This window comes from Pseudoalteromonas sp. KS88 (assembly GCF_004766475.1).
Lineage (GTDB): Bacteria > Pseudomonadota > Gammaproteobacteria > Enterobacterales > Alteromonadaceae > Pseudoalteromonas.
The window spans coordinates 432,932-450,375 of sequence record NZ_PYHV01000007.1 but is presented as its reverse complement, the minus strand read 5'-3'; the positions used below and the strand labels follow the sequence as shown (position 1 = coordinate 450,375).

The 17,444-nt window shown below is 38.0% G+C and carries 16 protein-coding genes; 10 read left to right on the top strand and 6 right to left on the bottom strand.

The window, feature by feature from the left end; translation table 11 throughout:
• Positions 1-509 precede the first annotated feature (509 nt).
• Complete coding sequence (locus tag C7Y70_RS05425) at positions 510-2,438, bottom strand: hypothetical protein (RefSeq protein WP_135473658.1); 1,929 nt, start codon at positions 2,436-2,438, stop codon at positions 510-512.
• A 292-nt stretch (positions 2,439-2,730) separates the two neighbouring features.
• Between C7Y70_RS05425 and C7Y70_RS05420 the strand changes: the two genes are divergently transcribed.
• On the top strand, positions 2,731-3,681 hold the full coding sequence (locus C7Y70_RS05420) for a kinase (protein ID WP_135473657.1): 951 nt from the start codon (positions 2,731-2,733) through the stop codon (positions 3,679-3,681).
• Positions 3,682-3,685: 4 nt separating this feature from the next.
• A complete protein-coding gene (locus C7Y70_RS05415) occupies positions 3,686-4,657 on the top strand; it encodes a Gfo/Idh/MocA family oxidoreductase (RefSeq protein ID WP_135473656.1) in 972 nt (323 codons plus the stop codon).
• Positions 4,658-4,661: 4 nt separating this feature from the next.
• Here C7Y70_RS05415 and C7Y70_RS05410 read toward each other — a convergent pair whose 3' ends face one another.
• Entirely contained in the window at positions 4,662-5,489 is an 828-nt protein-coding gene (locus C7Y70_RS05410; protein WP_135473655.1) for an ABC transporter substrate-binding protein, read from the bottom strand.
• A gap of 208 nt (positions 5,490-5,697) precedes the next feature.
• On the opposite strand from C7Y70_RS05410, the gene upp reads away from it, so the two are divergent.
• From upp to C7Y70_RS05385, 5 genes are all read left to right on the top strand, one after another.
• Positions 5,698-6,327, top strand: a complete 630-nt coding sequence (gene upp / locus C7Y70_RS05405; RefSeq protein WP_099297707.1) for a uracil phosphoribosyltransferase — start codon at positions 5,698-5,700, stop codon at positions 6,325-6,327.
• A 24-nt stretch (positions 6,328-6,351) separates the two neighbouring features.
• Entirely contained in the window at positions 6,352-7,587 is a 1,236-nt protein-coding gene (locus tag C7Y70_RS05400; protein WP_135473675.1) for a uracil-xanthine permease family protein, read from the top strand.
• A gap of 148 nt (positions 7,588-7,735) precedes the next feature.
• Positions 7,736-9,478 (top strand): HAD-IIB family hydrolase, encoded by a 1,743-nt coding sequence (locus C7Y70_RS05395; RefSeq protein WP_135473654.1) that lies wholly within the window; start codon positions 7,736-7,738, stop codon positions 9,476-9,478.
• Positions 9,471-10,691, top strand: coding sequence for a glycosyl transferase (locus C7Y70_RS05390; protein WP_099297703.1), 1,221 nt, complete (start codon positions 9,471-9,473; stop codon positions 10,689-10,691). The genes C7Y70_RS05395 and C7Y70_RS05390 overlap by 8 nt, the downstream gene beginning before the upstream one ends.
• A 17-nt stretch (positions 10,692-10,708) precedes the next feature.
• Positions 10,709-12,481: a sugar phosphorylase gene (locus tag C7Y70_RS05385; protein ID WP_135473653.1), complete on the top strand. Its 1,773-nt coding sequence runs from the start codon at positions 10,709-10,711 to the stop codon at positions 12,479-12,481.
• Positions 12,482-12,636: 155 nt separating this feature from the next.
• Here C7Y70_RS05385 and C7Y70_RS05380 read toward each other — a convergent pair whose 3' ends face one another.
• On the bottom strand, positions 12,637-13,713 hold the full coding sequence (locus tag C7Y70_RS05380) for an ABC transporter substrate-binding protein (RefSeq protein ID WP_135473652.1): 1,077 nt from the start codon (positions 13,711-13,713) through the stop codon (positions 12,637-12,639).
• A 148-nt stretch (positions 13,714-13,861) separates the two neighbouring features.
• Between C7Y70_RS05380 and C7Y70_RS05375 the strand changes: the two genes are divergently transcribed.
• Positions 13,862-14,251 carry a cytochrome b562 gene (locus C7Y70_RS05375; RefSeq protein ID WP_099297697.1) on the top strand — a complete coding sequence of 130 codons (390 nt, stop codon included), beginning with the start codon at positions 13,862-13,864 and terminating at the stop codon, positions 14,249-14,251.
• Between the two features lie 53 nt (positions 14,252-14,304).
• On the opposite strand, the gene ykgO is transcribed toward C7Y70_RS05375, so the two are convergent.
• On the bottom strand, positions 14,305-14,445 hold the full coding sequence (gene ykgO, locus C7Y70_RS05370; RefSeq protein WP_054203874.1) for a type B 50S ribosomal protein L36: 141 nt from the start codon (positions 14,443-14,445) through the stop codon (positions 14,305-14,307).
• Between the two features lie 9 nt (positions 14,446-14,454).
• Positions 14,455-14,706, bottom strand: a complete 252-nt coding sequence (locus tag C7Y70_RS05365; protein ID WP_135473651.1) for a type B 50S ribosomal protein L31 — start codon at positions 14,704-14,706, stop codon at positions 14,455-14,457.
• A 208-nt stretch (positions 14,707-14,914) separates the two neighbouring features.
• Between C7Y70_RS05365 and C7Y70_RS05360 the strand changes: the two genes are divergently transcribed.
• Together C7Y70_RS05360 and C7Y70_RS05355 are read left to right on the top strand one after the other, a co-directional pair.
• A complete protein-coding gene (locus C7Y70_RS05360) occupies positions 14,915-15,202 on the top strand; it encodes a hypothetical protein (protein ID WP_180270462.1) in 288 nt (95 codons plus the stop codon).
• 279 nt (positions 15,203-15,481) lie between these two features.
• On the top strand, positions 15,482-16,324 hold the full coding sequence (locus C7Y70_RS05355) for a hypothetical protein (protein WP_135473650.1): 843 nt from the start codon (positions 15,482-15,484) through the stop codon (positions 16,322-16,324).
• A 218-nt stretch (positions 16,325-16,542) separates the two neighbouring features.
• On the opposite strand, the gene C7Y70_RS05350 is transcribed toward C7Y70_RS05355, so the two are convergent.
• Positions 16,543-16,896, bottom strand: coding sequence for a hypothetical protein (locus C7Y70_RS05350; protein ID WP_099297691.1), 354 nt, complete (start codon positions 16,894-16,896; stop codon positions 16,543-16,545).
• Between the last annotated feature and the right edge of the window lie 548 nt (positions 16,897-17,444).

Here is a 17,444-nt window from a genome sequence, read left to right as displayed (position 1 = left end):
TTTCATGCGTGTAATTTAGGTATAACAGTGATAACCGCTCACTTAATGAACGATGAGCGAGTGATAATAGAAAAAGAGATAAGTTTTAGCCCAAAATGGTAAACTTAATAGCACTGTTATATTTGCTCAATTAAAGTGGCTGTCTAGTTTATTTAGTCTAGTTTATTTAATTATGCGTGTAATTTAGGTTTAACAGTGATAACCGCTCACTTAATGAACGATGAGCGAGTGATAATAGAAAAAGAGATAAGTTTTAGCCCAAAATGGTAAACTTAATAGCACTGTTATATTTGCTCAATTAAAGTGGCTGTCTAGTTTATTTAATTAACTAACACTAACAGTGCGAAAAAAATGATGTGGTTACCCACGACGGTAGAGGTGCAAATTTCCTGGCAAAATATATGCATGTACTTTTTTACTTTTACCTGCTTTATGATTACCTTATGGGGAATGCTTGAGGTAATTAACGTGCAACTTTTGTGCTATAAAAGTTGCACGTGTTGGTCAGCTTAAAGCTTGCCTAGCCAATAGCTATTTTGGTAGATATTTTCCTTGTATGTTGAATCGCTATAATCGTACACTCGTTGCCAAAATAGACGGTCTAATAAGTAGTTATTGCCATCTTTATGAAGCAATTTAAAGTTTATCAGAGAAAGGTATGTGCCTGTTTCATTTGATAAAGTGCTTGTTTTACAAGTTGTAAAATCAGTCGCTTCTGGGCAGTTTGACATCAAAGCAAATGTAATGCTGTTATCTTCTTCAAATTGCCAGTACGTGTTTGGTTCTAAGCCAGAAGAATTTGTAAGCCCATTTTGTGCATAGCTAAAGAAAGAGCCAGTATTGTCATCATTTAAATACCAGTAAGCTGTACTATAGCCAGAGTTATAGTCATCACGCAGGTAATTAGAGAAATGTTTGTAGTCTGCGAGTGTTACCTCTTCTTCATCAAGCACCTTAACAAGTGTATAACCCAGCATTATTTGTCTTTGCTCTTTGTCACGGCCATGTGCAAAAATGGTTTGTCCGTCAAATAGCTCAAAGAATTGTAGCGTGGATTCGTGGCCACCTCCTGTCACTTTAACTGTCTCTCCATTGTTATCGAGGTTAAAGGACATACGAAGCAACTCTTCATTAGTTGGGTTTTGAAAGGTAACAGTTGCGCTGTCAGCTGCTGTAATTTTAAAACTAGTCGGTGCAGATCGTATTGTAAGCCCTTCTTCTGTATCTACACTACCTAAGATAAGCCGCCCTGTGTAGTGAACTCCTGTATCAAGCTCTGGAACCGCAATGGGTGTTATTTTTCTAACAGCGAACACGCTTTCTTGGGTTTGCATTGCGGCAAGTAACTCAGGCGTTTCAAGAATATTTTCTGCTGTAAAGTCATTATGGTAACTCAATGAATGCGATAGTTTGATAACGAGAAATTCATTAAATTGAGTAACAACGTCTGCGTGTTCCAAATTTACATCGAATTGTGCGTTAAATGAACCTTGATCTTTGTTTTGTTGTCTTTGGTCAATTGTTGCAATTGTTTTGGTTGAGTTTATATTTAGCCTAGTGCCATCTAATATAGCAGAAAAATCAGCGTATTCAGTTCTAGTTGTTGTCGAGCCCGGGCTATCGAACATGGGCAACGAAACTGAAATTTGCGTTTCGAAAAAGCTGTCTTCATTTTGTGCGTTCAAGTGACTCACAATTTTATATGATGAAATTGAGTGGTTAGTGTAATAGCCTGAGGAAATATCCGAATTAGTATTTTTATATAGTGTAACTACTTCACCTCTATCTTCATTCACATTAAAAAATTCAACACGTATAGCGTCATCACGCTTTGCAAGCACATCAATTTCTATAAGCTCTCTTTGCGCGCATCCGCCTCCAACACACGTTGGGACAAACTGCGTGCTTAACGTTATTACGTCAGGATTGCTCCAGTAAAAGCTACTTAAAATATTGTCATTAAATAGTACGCCTCTTTCTTCGTTTGCAAACGAAATCAGTATATCTTGATTATCTGTATGCCAACTACCCATGATTTCACTGTTGGTCAGCTCAATGGGTTGCCATGCTTCACGATTTTCTGCAACATTAACAAACAACTGATACTGATTACTTGCTTGCCCGTCAGATATTTCTACAGTAAACGTATGGTTATTAACCTCAAAAAGGCTGGGGTTAACATTAAATGTTGCTTGGTTATTTTCAGTGCTTACCGTTATCCATTGTGGTTGATTAATAATGGTTGCACTAATTTCATCGCCTTGCTGGTCATAAAGGTCAACAATCAGGCTAGCCGTTTCAAGAGCTTTACTGTTAATTGATAGTGTTCCAGAGAGTGTAGGGGGCGTATTTATTTCAATAGGGTCTGTGTCCTCTGATGTATCTTCACAGGCTGTTAAAACTAAAGCAAGAAGAGGCACAGCAATTAACTTATTCATTTATGTCCTTTTAATGTTGTTATTTTATTATTTTTTTCAAAATTACCTATATTAGGTGTTTTAGTCAACAATGTATGTAACTAATCGTAAACGCTATCTAACCTTATAAATTATTTATGGTGCTACTTATGCTTTTTACTGTCTTAAAATCAAATATCACACTGTCAACTTAACCCCAAATTTTACTTAGGTTCTAAGAGCCTAATACGGCTTCATTACATAGTGAAAATATTTATTCATAGAGTTTTAAATGTCATACTTTACTTTTGTTTAAATGACAGAGCTTTGGTTAATGCACAATGAGTTATTAAATCGTCAGTACGATAGTGTCATATTGCAAGAGGTCATTACATCTTTGTGGAGTGGCTGTGGAGAGATAGCTCGCTATAAACTAGATAAAACCCCCTGTGTTGTGAAATCAATAAATGTGCCTAAACACATTGAGCATCCACGTATAAAACAAAGTCAGTTTGCAATAAACCGTAAACAACAGTCTTATGAGGTTGAGTTTAAATGGTATCGCGATTATAGCAGTTTGCTTCCAGTGCAATCACGTGCGTTGGAGTGTTTTAATACCATTAACTATAAACAGTTATTTGCTCTTGTTTTTGCTGATTTTAAGGAGCATGGATATGATGAAGCAACTTGTTGCCCAGAGCATATTTTGGCAATTATAAAATGGTTGGCTTATTTTCATGCATTTAATTTAGGCTCACAGGCGGATGGTTTGTGGCAACAAGGCAATTACTGGCATTTGGATACACGACCGGATGAATTTGAAAAAATAACTGATAATGAGTTAAAAAAGGAGGCACCTATCATTGCAAGTAAGATTCAAGCGTGTGCATTCCAAACTTTAATTCATGGCGATGCAAAGCTTGCTAACTTTGCAGTTAACCATCAAACATTAGACGTACTGGGTTATGATTTTCAGTATGTTGGTAAAGGTATTGGCACAGTGGATTTAATGTATTTTTTGGGCAGTTGTCTTGATGAGAACACATTAATAGCTGATGCGCATAAATATAAAGCACTTTATTATGAACACTTAGGTGAAGCGATTAAATACTTTGATAAGCCGTGTGATGCACAGTCAGTCATTGAGCAATGGCAATCACTTTGGCCTTATGCATGGGCTGACTTTTATCGGTTTTTAATGGGCTGGAGCCCGTCACATTGGAAAATAAATAGCTACATGCTAAACCAATATCAAGCAGTTACTCAAAAAATAAATAGGAAGTAGTTTAATGCAAAAGCAGATACGTTGGGGGATGATAGGGTGTGGTGCGGTGACTGAAGTCAAAAGTGGTCCGGCATATCATAAAACACCTGCATTTGAGTTATACGGTGTAACACGGCGTAACCAAGCACTCGCCAAAGATTATGCGTTGCGCCACAAAATTCCCTGCGTGTTCGCCAATGCAGATGAGTTGATCAATTGCCCTGACATAGATGCAGTTTATATTGCTACGCCACCTGATAGCCATTTAGCATTGGCTTTAAAAGTAGCAGAGGCGGGTAAACCGTGTTGTATTGAAAAACCATTAGCGCCGACATATCAGCAAAGCAAACAAATTATGGATACATTTGCAGCTAAAAATATTGCTGTATTTGTAGCTTACTACAGGCGTTCATTGCCACGATTTAATAAAATGAAGGCACTGATTGATGATGCTGCAATTGGAAGTGTGCGGCATATTAGTTGGCATCTTAATAAACCTGCAAACCCACTTGATTTATCAGGCACATATAATTGGCGCACAGATAAAAAGATTGCACCTGGAGGCTATTTTGATGATTTGGCTAGCCATGGCCTAGATTTATTTGCCTACCTATTAGGTGAATACAAGACGGTATCAGGAGTTGCAACCAATCAACAACAATTATATGGCGCCTATGATGCCGTTTCAGCTTGTTGGCAGCACAGAGCTGGCATAACTGGCTCCGGTAGTTGGAATTTTGGTGGCTTCTCACGTTTTGATGAGGTGGTAATTTACGGTTCAAAAGGGGAAATACGTTTCAGTGTATTTGATGAGCGTGATATAAGTGTTATCACTGAACATGGCACTGAGCGTTTTACAATTGCAAACCCAGAGAACATACAATTATTTCATGTGCAAAACATGGCTGAGTCACTATGCAATAATCACTCTCACCCCTCTACAGCTCAAAGTGCAACGCACACAAGCTGGGTGATGCAGCAAATTCTTAAGCCATGACTTATTAGTGTTTAAATTGTGTTATTAACGCCTGAAGTATGAGTTCCTTTTCAGGCTCAGGAATTACTTCAGCATGTGCGTTAATTATCTGCTGTTGAATTTGTTTTGTTTGTAAAGCGCTATCAAATAGCTCAGTCACTTTTTGCCCTTGCTCTGATTTAGAGCAGGCAATGTAACCAAAAATAGCGTTGTTAGCGTTTTCAATTGCAAGGTATGATGCGCTTTTTATGCGCGTATCTTTGCCATGTCTTGAGATAAAAACAGCACTGTATTCAATAATTGCATCGACTTTTTTTTCAAACAACATTTTACTTAAACGAGCTGCACTGGTGGTTCCTGGCAATGATAAAAATGACTCTGGGTGTTCGTCAATATATGTATCAATAACGTGGCCATATGAACGGCCACTGGTGATCCCTATGGTTAAATGATATTTATTCACAGCGTCGAATAAGCTCAGGTTTTTTGGTAACTCGGGGTTATTTAGAACAATTAAGCGGTTTGCAGGAAACGCCATTATTGGGTAGCGGGTAAAAATAGCATTTTGCATGCGCTCTGGATTTTTAACTTTATTGTATAAGCATACATCCTCAAACGCATGCAGCTGTTGCCATTCTCGCATACGGCTTGCAGGCGCAAACTGAAGTTTTATTTTTCCTTTTAATGCCTTTTCTAAAGCCAGCATGTGAACAGTTGCGATATTTTTAGAGTCATCGTCTAACTGTGGTGCAAAATCAGTCATTAATTGAACAGTATAGGGTTTAGGTTCGGCTATTAACTGCCAGGAAGTTAAGATAAAAAAAATATAAAAATAACGCAGGTGTCTATTCATATGTGAGTCGCTTCTTTGTTCTTACTCCAATTATAGATTGTTTCAGTCAAAGTTTATTCTATTATTGTGTTTATGAGTATAAAACAGTGAAATTAAGGGTAGCCAAGTAAAAAATACACACTTTTTAGGCGTTAGCTGAATTTTTAAAAGTCTCGTTGGAAATTTTACGTTAAAATAAACTAAGTTTATCTTTCTATCGGGCAACAAAATGACAATCCATGTAATCAAACATCCTCTTGTTCAACATAAACTTGGTTTAATGCGTGAATACGGCATCAGTACTAAAAGCTTTCGTGAGCTTTCATCTGAAGTTGGTACGCTACTAACGTATGAAGCGACTAAGAACTTGCCACTTGAAAATGTCGAAATTCAAGGTTGGGATGGTAATAATTTGGATGTAGAACATATCAAAGGTAAAAAAATTACTGTGGTGCCCATTTTACGAGCTGGTCTCGGTATGATGGATGGCGTTATGCAATTACTGCCTGCGGCTAAAGTCAGTGTAGTTGGACTACAGCGTAATGAGGAAACACTAGAGCCAATTCCTTATTTTGAAAAGCTAGTGGGTAAAATTGATGAACGTTTAAGCCTTGTTATTGATCCTATGCTTGCAACTGGTGGGTCAATGATCGCTACTATTGATATGCTAAAAAAAGCAGGCTGTAAAGAGATTAAAGTGATTGTACTGGTAGCTGCGCCTGAAGGTGTAGAAAAAACCTTAGCAGCACACCCTGATGTTGAAATTTTTACAGCCTCTCTTGACTCTCACTTGAACGAAAAAGGATACATCATCCCTGGTTTAGGTGATGCGGGTGATAAAATATTTGGCACGGTTTAGGCTAACATTGTGACTAAATATAGTGTGAAACACGAATCTGCATTTTCTATAAAAACAATCTTAACTGGGGCGCAAATGTTATTTGTCGCCTTTGGAGCACTGGTATTAGTTCCTCTTTTAACAGGTCTTGATCCGAACGTTGCATTGTTTACTGCTGGTATTGGCACCCTGTTATTCCATGTTGTGACTAAAGGGCAGGTGCCAATTTTTCTAGCGTCTTCATTTGCTTTTATCGCACCAATAATTGCGTGTGTTCAAATGTGGGGCGTGCCGGCGACTATGGGTGGTTTAATGGCTGCTGGAGCTGCCTATATGATGTTAAGCCTTTTGGTTAAACTTAAAGGCGTGGCAACATTGCATAAAATATTACCTCCGGTGGTTGTAGGGCCGGTCATCATGGTGATTGGTTTAGCGTTGGCCCCCGTTGCTGTGAATATGGCGATGGGTAAAAGCGGTGATGGCTCGTTACAGCTCATTGCTTATGACAAGGCTATTTGGATCGCCGCATTTTCGCTGTTAGTGACATTGATATTTGCTGTATGGGGAAAAGGCGTGTTTAAGCTGATCCCTATTTTAGCGGGTGTAATAGCAGGTTACAGTGCCTCGCTTGTGATGGGAATAGTGCAGTTTGATGCAGTTAATAACGCGCAATGGTTTGCAATTCCCTCATTCACTTGGCCTGAATTTAAGTGGCAAGCGATACTCTTCATGGTCCCTGTTGCTATTGCCCCTGCCATAGAGCATATCGGCGATATGATGGCTATCAGTCAGGTTACAAATAAAGACTACCTAAAAAAACCAGGTTTGCATCGCACCTTATTTGGTGATGGCTTGGCAACAACTGCGGCATCGATCTTTGGTGGACCACCGAATACAACGTATTCAGAGGTAACGGGGGCTGTGATGCTAACACGTAACTTTAACCCTAAAGTGATGATATGGACGGCCATAATTGCAATTTTTTTGGCGTTTGTTGCTAAGATGGGGGCGAGTTTGCAGACTATCCCGGTGCCTGTGATGGGCGGCATTATGATTTTACTATTTGGCTCCATAGCGGTTGTTGGGCTTAACTCGTTAGTAAAGTCTGGTGAAGACCTCACTGCGCCACGTAACCTATCGATTGTTGCATTAATTTTAGTATGTGGGATTGGTGGAATGCATATTGGCGGCAGCGAGTTTAGTCTGCAAGGCGTAAGTCTATGCGCTATTTTGGGTATTGTGCTTAATCTTGTGTTACCTAAGGCTGAAAACCCCGCGTAGTTTTGAACAAAATGTTAATTTATTGCACCAAAATAGCGCATTTTATATGCGCTATTTTTTTAACTTCATAAAAAATAAAGAAAACTAAAATTGGTCTAGTAACTGCATTTACCTTATTCAATCGCATGCCATACTTTTTGGAGAATCTATGCAAGAGGCGAATATAGTGGATATTACTCCGTTTTTAGCAAAACATCAGTTACCTCTTAAATACCAATATTTAAGTGAGCAATATTTTATTCCTTTAGCTGAAGACATAATTAGTGCTAAACCCACAAGTCAGGCTATGTTGGTTGGCATTAATGGTTGCCAGGGCTCAGGAAAAACGACTTTGGCCGATTTTTTAGTTACTTGGATCAACAGTAACACTGACTTTAATAGTATTAGTATCTCGATTGATGACTTTTATTATAGCCGTTCACATAGAGCCCAGCTTGCAAAAGGTGTGCATCCATTATTTGCCACTCGGGGAGTGCCAGGAACCCATAACGTAGCACTTATGAGCGATACTATTGTGAATTTGCTTGCAGGTAAAACTAATATCGCTTTACCAGAATTCGACAAACAATCAGACGAACCTGTTGCAGAAGATAAGTGGAAAAAAAATAACACCGCGGTTGATATAGTTATATTTGAAGGGTGGTGTGTAGCAAGTACTGCACAACAACCGTATCAACTTGAGTCACCGATTAATCAGCTTGAAGACAATGAGGATAAGGATGGAGTTTGGCGCAGATGTATTAATAGTTGTTTAGCTAATGAATATAAAAACGTATTTAATTTAATAGATTACCAAATTATGCTCAAAGCCCCTTCGTTTAAAGATGTTTATGGCTGGCGGCTTGAGCAAGAACAAAAACTGCTAGCAGATAGAGGCGTTGGGCATGGTACGTTTGATGAATCCAGCCTTGTCAGATTCATTTCACACTTTGAGCGAATCACCCGAGAAAACTTGAAAGTCATGCCTGAACATGTGGATGCGTTGCTCACTCTAGACAAAGCGCGTGATATAACGTCTATGGTTTTAAAGGCCGATACTATTCCCGCGCCACTAATTTTTACCGATTTAGACGGAACTTTACTTAATCATGATGATTATGATTGTGCGATGATTCAGCCTTTTTTAGCAAAATTGACGGCTGTTGGCATTAGTGTTGTTTTTAATACGAGTAAAACATTTGCTGAAGTAACAGATTTACAATCCTCACTCAATCACCATCAACCATTCATTACAGAAAATGGCTCAGCGGTTTATATACCAAAAAATTATTTTGCTATAAAGCCAATAGGTTGTGAGGAGATTGATGGGTATTGGCGTTACCCATTGGCTCCAAGCTGCAAAATTTTGCATGCTGATTTGAAACAACATGCAAGCGACTTAGCTCACTGTTATCAGTTGTTTAGTGAGTTAACCCCGTCAAAGGTTGCATCTCTTACGGGGTTAGGTATCGAGCAAAGCAAACTTGCCCTAGCACGTGAATACTCTGATCCCATTTACTGGCAAGGTACTGATCAGCAGTTGCAAGTCTTTTTAGCTCGAATGGAAACACTTGGGTATGAAGTGTTAGTAGGTGGACGTTTTATTCATGTCAATAAACAAACAAATAAAGGCAAAGCGCAAAACTGGCTATTAAATCAATTTAAAAATCACTACCGACATCCATTTACCACGATTGCACTAGGGGATAGTCAAAATGATATGGCTATGCTCGATGAAGCAGATATTGCAGTTCTGATCACTAATCCACAAAGTAAAGCTAAGGCTAAATTATCAACTAAACCATGGCGTATTAGCGATAAACCAGCACCACAAGGCTGGATTGACGAAGTCACTGACATCAACATTATTAAGGCGCATATGGCACCTAAACAGGAGCAATCACATGGCTGATTTTTATCAAAATGGCATTATAACGACGTTACATAATATTGCTGATCGTCCCGTTGAAGAGCTAGAGGCTGAGCTGGTGGGGTTTTCTAAACATCGTCCAATGGGGCTAATTTTACCCTCACTTTATAGTGAACTTGAGGGACCTGCGCTGCAAAATATTGTTAGAGAACTGAAACATGTGCCGTACTTATCGCAAATAACAATAGGTTTAGATAGAGCTGATGAATCCCAGTATCGTCGCGCATTGCAATTTTTTGCAGAGCTTGACCAGCCACATAAAGTTTTATGGAATGAAGGGCCAAGACTTCAAGCCTTAGATAAAGAGCTACAGCAGCTTGGTGTTGCTCCACGCGAACTAGGGAAAGGTCGTAATGTGTGGTATTGCATGGGATACAAGCTGGCAACTGCCAAAGTAGAGTCGATTGCATTACATGACTGTGACATTTTAACTTATGACCGAGGTTTACTTGCTCGTCTGATTTACCCGGTTGCACACCCTCGATTTAATTATGAGTTCTGTAAAGGCTTTTATCCTCGTACGGCCGATGGAAAGATCAATGGTCGTGTTTCGCGTTTACTTGTAACGCCACTATTGCGCTCATTTAAAACAATTTTAGGAAGTACAGATTATTTGGAGTATATGGACTCGTTTAGATACCCATTAGCCGGTGAGTTTTCGTTTCGCCGTGATGTGCTAAATGATATTCGAATTCCCAGTGATTGGGGTTTAGAAATTGGAGTTCTGTCTGAAATGTACCGCAATTATTCGCACAATCGATTATGCCAAGTTGATATAGCTGATAATTATGATCACAAGCATCAAGATTTGTCGCTTGATAACCAAGCTGCGGGTTTATCAAAAATGTCGATAGATATAACAAAGGCATTGTTTCGTAAACTTGCAACCCAAGGGGTTACATTTACCACTGAAACCATACGTTCACTAAAGGCAACCTATTATCGTATCGCATTGGACTTTATTGAGACATATCACAACGACGCTATGATGAATGGTTTGACCCTTGATATTCACCAAGAAGAAAAAGCAGTCGAAATGTTTGCACAAAATATAATGAATGCTGGGCAACACTTTTTACAACACCCAATGGAAGCGCCATTTGTGCCAAGTTGGAACCGTGTGGCATCAGCCATGCCAGATGTGTTTTCACGATTAGAAGAAGCTGTTGAGCTTGATAACAAAGAGTTTTCATAAAAGAATGGGGTAGGGATATGAGTAAAGCGTTATTTGAACAACGGGTTGAGCAACACTTAGCCAGCATTTATGAAGGTGTTGATTTATGCATGAGTATTGATGCTTTAGCAAGTATGTTGATCACTACCATGTTAAAAGAAGATCCGGTTCGTGACCCTACACCCCATAAAAACCGCTGGGATCAGCAAGACGTAATTTTAATTGCATATGGTGATTCTATTATGCGTTATCAAAACGAAGAGCAAGCTGTGCCAGTTCCTAGTGAACCACCCTTGCATACTTTACATCGCTTTATAAAAAACCAGTGTGCAGGCACTATTAATGCTTTACATATACTGCCTTTTTATCCTTTTAGTTCAGATGAAGGCTTTGCGGTGATGAATTACGTTCAGGTAAATGATGCTTTAGGGAGCTGGGATGATATTCAAGGAATTGCCCAAGATGTAAAGTTAATGGCTGATCTTGTTATTAACCACTGCTCTAGTCGAAGCCGCTGGTTTGAAAACTTCTTACAGGGTAAAGAGCCTGGTGTCAGTTACTTTAAGACGGCTAGTTTAGAAGATGATCTGTCAAATGTGGTACGCCCTCGAACATCACCATTATTAAGTCGTGTTCAAACCGCACTTGGTGAGCGCCATGTGTGGTGCACTTTCAGTCCAGATCAAGTGGATTTAGACTTTGCTAACCCATTAGTATTAAATGAATTTGTGGGTATTATTCGTCATTATTTAGATAACGGGATAAAAATTTTTCGTCTCGATGCGGTCGCATTTTTATGGAAAGAATTAAATACTTCTTGCATTAATTTGCCGCAAACTCATGAGGTGATCCGCCTTCTGCGCACGCTAATCGAGCATGTCGAGCCGAGCGCTATCATTATCACTGAAACCAATATTCCAAATCGTGAAAACTTATCTTACTTTGGTAATGCTAACGAAGCGCACTGTATTTATAATTTTTCGTTACCTCCTTTGTTACTTCATACATTGTTAAGTGGCGATAGTAAGGCATTAAAGCATTGGATGATGAGTATGCCGCCGGCTCAAAACGGTACAGCCTATTTTAACTTTATTGCTTCTCATGATGGTATCGGTTTACGACCAGTTGAAGGTTTGCTAAGTGAAGATGAAATCGGTCGTATGGTTAATACGGTTAGTCACTTTGGTGCCAAAGTTTCAATGCGAACAGCCAATAACGGCACAAGTTCACCGTATGAACTTAACATTGCGCTTTTTGATGCACTACAAGGCACTCATAAAGGGGCCGACAAATGGGGAATGAAGCGGTTTATCTGCGCACATGCCATTATGTTTGCGCTTGAAGGCATTCCTGGGCTTTATATTCATAGCCTTTTAGGCACAACAAATGATTACGCACGTTTTGAGAATAGTCAGCATAACCGTTGTATTAATCGTCATCGTTGGCAAGAATCAGCTTTGCTTGAAATGTTATCCGATGAGTCAAGCCATCATTATCATGTGTTTAATAGCATTAATAGGTTGCTGGCTATCCGCAAGCAGCAGGATGCGTTCCACCCCAATGCCACGCAGTTCACTTTGCACTTAAGTGGTGCTTTATTTGGTTTTTGGCGACAAAGTATCGATCGTCGCCAAAGTGTATTTTGTGTTTATAATATTAGTGATGACTCACAGACGTTGCTACTTGCTGATTTAAACTTAATAGACACTGAGCAATGGTTTGAGTTAATAACTGGTGAGCCTGTATGTAATGAGCAACAAAGCATTGAGCTTAAACCGTATCAAGCACTGTGGTTATCTAATAGGCAATAGTTATATGCCTAAGCCACCTCAAGCTGCAGAATTCAGCGTTTTACAGGTGCTCAATATCAAGGGGTTACTTTGAAATGATTATTTGGCTAAATTATTGTTTAATATTTGATGAAGTGTATTGCTGCGATAGAAAGCTGTAAACCCCCTTTACAGTCTTATTTCTTAAGCTCTTTGAGAAGATTTTCCACTGTAAACTCTTGCCAATTATGACTCATTCTACTAAATTTTTTAAAATCTATTTCAGCTAAATCTGCTTTATTGATTTGTAATATTAAAGGTTTGTTATGGTTACTCAAACGAGTAAAAATTGAGTATGTATGATGTGGTATTGGCCAAACTGATGAGTTCTTATTGTGATCATATAAGGTGATTAATGCATAGGCACCTAACAAAACATGCCCACCATATGAAACATTTAGTGGTTGTAATGTTTTAGGTGTCGAATCCCAATTTATACCGCCAACCTTCACTTGAGATTCTTTATTAAGTTTTTTAAGTGCACGTTTTACACCAAAAGCGATAGCATCATTTGCACACCAGATAATATTTATTTCTGGGGCTAAATGTAAAAATGCAATTGTTTTTATATAGCTTTCATTCTCAGACCAATTAGCCACATCTTTCGCAATTAGGTTTACCTGTGAACGTGAGAGGTAATCCATCAGCCCTTTAGTACGCTCAATTGATGCTGGTGTTGAATAATCACCAAGCAGTGCCAGCATATGAGCAGGAACATCTGAATGGCTTGCATGTTCTTCGAATAAGTCTTGCGCGAGCATGCGGCCCACATTTTGGTTATCAGGACTGATACTTCCTATTATATTTAATCCATGTTTTTTAAGCACCGTTAACTTATTAGGCGAGGGTGGGTTGAGTAGAAAAAAGATAGGAATATTTTGAGTATTAATTTTAGTTAAAAAATCACCAGATACACTTTTTTCATCAACGAGTATTAAATAGTCAGGTTTCTCTTTGATTGCTTCTCGTATTAGATCTTTCATCAAAATATGATTTCGATTGGCATACTTAACGTTCAGATTTATATCTAAGTCATCTGCTGCATTGTGCATTAGTTTAGCAACTTTGTACCAAAAATTACCTGTGCTATTGTCTTGTGAACGGGAGTCAGAATAGCCCGGATTTACAAAAGTAACGTCAAGTGCGTAGCTGTTCAATACAAACAATAAACAAAAACAACTCATTATGTAACGATAAAATTGGGCTTGATGCATTTGGTTTCAATTAAAACTTATACTTTAGAGTGTTCGGTCATAACAGGTGAATTTAGATGAAAACACTACAAAGGTTATATTTGACTATGTGGTGCTATATAATACTAACCTTAGCACACTCACAGCAATAATCTTTTAGGGTTAATAAATGAAAGCATTTTTATGCATTGTAGTACTTATGTTTAGCCAATCAGCTCTCTCAGCTGATGCAAATGAGTTGGAAACAACAATGAAAAATATGGGGCTTGCTTACAAGCAAAGTGTGCAAGCAACTGACCTTGAAAAATTCAATTTAGCGATTGATGAGTTTATTAATCTGGTAGAGGCAAGTCAGCTTGCTAAGTTTAGTAAAGAAGCTGAAAAATCAGTTCGAGGACTCAATAAAGTATTAGATAAAGCAAAACTGGCAAAAAAACTTGCGAACGAAGAAGGATTGGAAGCGGCTAGAGTGCCGTTAAAATCAATTGATCGCTTACGTAAAGATTACCATGAAATTCATGAACCCCCCGGTTTTTGGGAACTTTTATTTGGTAAATAATTTATAGAATATAGCTGTACGCAAACAAGAGACGAACAGCTATAAAAAATCGATTACTTTCCTTTTTTCTTCATACCTTGTACAGCTTTAAAACGTGGGTTGTCTTTACAGATAACAAACACGCGGCCTTTACGCTTAACTATTTGACAACCGGGTCTGTTTTTCGCGCTTTTTAGTGAGCTAAGTACTTTCATCAATTGCCCTTATTTAGACGTAAGGTTTTTAAAGCGACGGTTAAATGCAGCAACACGGCCATCACTTGCAACCGTTTTCTGCTTGCCGGTATAGAAAGGATGAGAGTCACTAGACACGTCAATCGGTACATATGGATATGTTTTACCGTCAAGTTCAATTGTACGATTCGTTCTAATTGTTGATCCAATGATGAAATAACTGTCAGCTGCGGTGTCGTGAAAAGCAACTGTTTGGTATTCAGGATGAATATTTGGTTTCATGAAAAGCTCTTTGTTATGTGATAGTATATCAATTAAATTATAGTAAATGAGAATCTTTTGCAAGTGGATTTTGCTCAATTAATATCAGCTGTGTTTGTAATTTATACAAATCAATCAAAAGATAAGCAGTCAGCATAAAAAAGCTGGCTATTGGGGTTTAGCCTGTTATAAATAAGATGTAATTAAGAAAAAGAAGGTAAACTTCAGTATGAGCGAACAAATACCAGACATCACTAATGATCAAGGTCAGCAAATAGACCAAACCGTTATGGATACACTGAGAAGTAAAGATAACTCATTACTTGCCCAACAAATTGATCCACTTAGTTGCACTCATAACGACATCGTGGAGTTACTTGCGCAATATTTAGCTTTAAGTGATCAAGATGACGATGATTTATTTGATACTTGGTTTGATGGATTGAATAAAGCGCAACATACAGTTTTAAAAGTGTTTGAAGTTTATCGTGGCCAATTTGAACATCAAGAATCATAAACTTGTTTCCCTGTTTGTGTTTATATTGTGTTGCTAGATGTGTAGTTACGTGTTTCATGATAGGCAAAGCCTAGTTCAGCTATCTTAGCGACCGTGCACTACGAGTAGGTTAGATCTAAATTAAATAATTTTAAACACTGACTTAAAAGTAAATTGGTTGTCTTGTAAGGTCATGACGAAACGACATTGTTATTAGGTATAATTAATGGCGGTTTCTACGCTACTTTTCTAAACTACCATCAGTATTTGATTAGCGTTATTGACTGCTTGATAACTCAAATGCAGCGTATTGATTTCGTGCTACACTTGATTTTGACTTATTACTCAGTGGACAAAATGTTGCGCGTGAAAATATTTTTTATTTTATGTTTTGGCTTTTCTGCAAATGTGATGGCTCTGCAAGAGGTTATTTGGATTGGAGAGGTGTTAGATAAAAATTCACTCAATATCAATCATACGACCTTCCAAGAGATAAAAACAAAGCTAGATTTGCCTATTAAATATGTGCATGCTAATACAGCTCGTTCACTGCGACTTTTGTCAGATAAATCACTACTGAGTTGCCGAGGTAATTTAAGAAAAACCCCTGAACGTGACGCTACGTTTGCGATGAGTAAATTACCTCAAGTGGTATTTCCTGGATTAAGGTTGTATAGCCACGTCCCTTTATCTGAGTCAGATACTATTGATTTAAAAACTGTTTCCTCCTCTAAACTGCTTTTGGCAGTACAACAAGCCCGTAATTATGGGTTTAATGTTGAGAGTTTTGGTAAGTTAGAAATACTCAATCTACATGCCAGCAAACGCTCAAGTACGCTTATAAATATGTTTGAAAAGAAAAGGTTTGACCTTCTTCTTGAATACCCGAATGTCTTTGCTAAATATGCAAGTAAAGAACTTATCAGTCAGGCTTTTGAATACTCTATTACACAATCAGGTAGCTATAGCTTAGGTTACATAGCTTGTACTGATTCTGTAGAAGGTAGGGCTTTGATTAAAAAGCTAGATGATGTTATCAGAGAAATCGCTCAAACAGATGCATTTTTCCATGCACAAGCACAATGGTTTAAATACAGTACAATTTCCCCGCTTTATAATGATGTATATAAAACAAATTTTTGATATTTATGTGAGCGTGCGAGCAATAGCATTATAGATACAGTTTAAACCTAACGGCTAAATCTATAAGTTAAATTTTTTTTGTGAAATTAACCTTTAAACATAATTAAAGGTTAACATTCACGGTATCAGTCTTAGGGGGCTATTGTCTTAGTAACTTATAGCGTAGTGTGCCTTCAATTGGACACTTGGTATATAAAATTAACTTATTGCTGTGTATGTTAAGTTGCTTCTTTATTACGCTTATCTATAAAAAATAAAACAATTATTTCAGATGAAGTAATCACAGTTAATTGGGCAACCAGTGCCAATAAAATTCCAACTCCTGCATGAATATCGATCTCAACCCCGAATACTAAATAAGGCACCAATATAAAGCTTAGTACGGCAGAGCAAGCCCTAACACAAGCTGTTTCAAGATTATGATAATCCATAGATAATAGATATATAATAAGGTATGGGGTGAGTAATAGATAAAAGCTTATTTCATTAGGCCTAAAATATTTAACGCAGATAGCAATAAATGAAGCAATGGCCAATACTTTTACAAAGTAGGTAATTTTATTAATATTCATAGCTTTCCTTAGCAATTAAAGTGTTGTCGATGCGAATCTTATAATCTAACTATATATTTCAATATATTTATAAGCGTTCCATTATCATTTTCTATGCATCATGGAAAAGGTGGCTTTCTAACTGACATACATTATTTTAATATGAAACGTTAAATAACATTCCACCATATCCATGGGTAAGAATAGTTATAAACACGCAAAACGCAAAATAATATAGCTTGTTTTTACTCCAATTGACCTTTAGATATAAAGCTGAAAATTAAGTTTAATCAATGATTAGGGTCTGTTGGTCTTTCAAGGTTAAATTTGCAGCAGTCTGTTTGGTATCTAGGCAAGGCAACACCTATGTGGTGTCGTTGCTCCCCATAAATAGGTGATAACGCAGCATCAATGCCAAACAGGCGCGATTTACTCTTTGTTGCCCACTTGGATGGTGGTAAGGGGCGTGAGCAGGGCGCGGAAGCTTTGCTCGGTTTTGACTTAGCCCGGTAGGTTACAAACCTCACTCCGCGATTAAATTGCTCTTAGTTTGAACGAATTTTAATCCG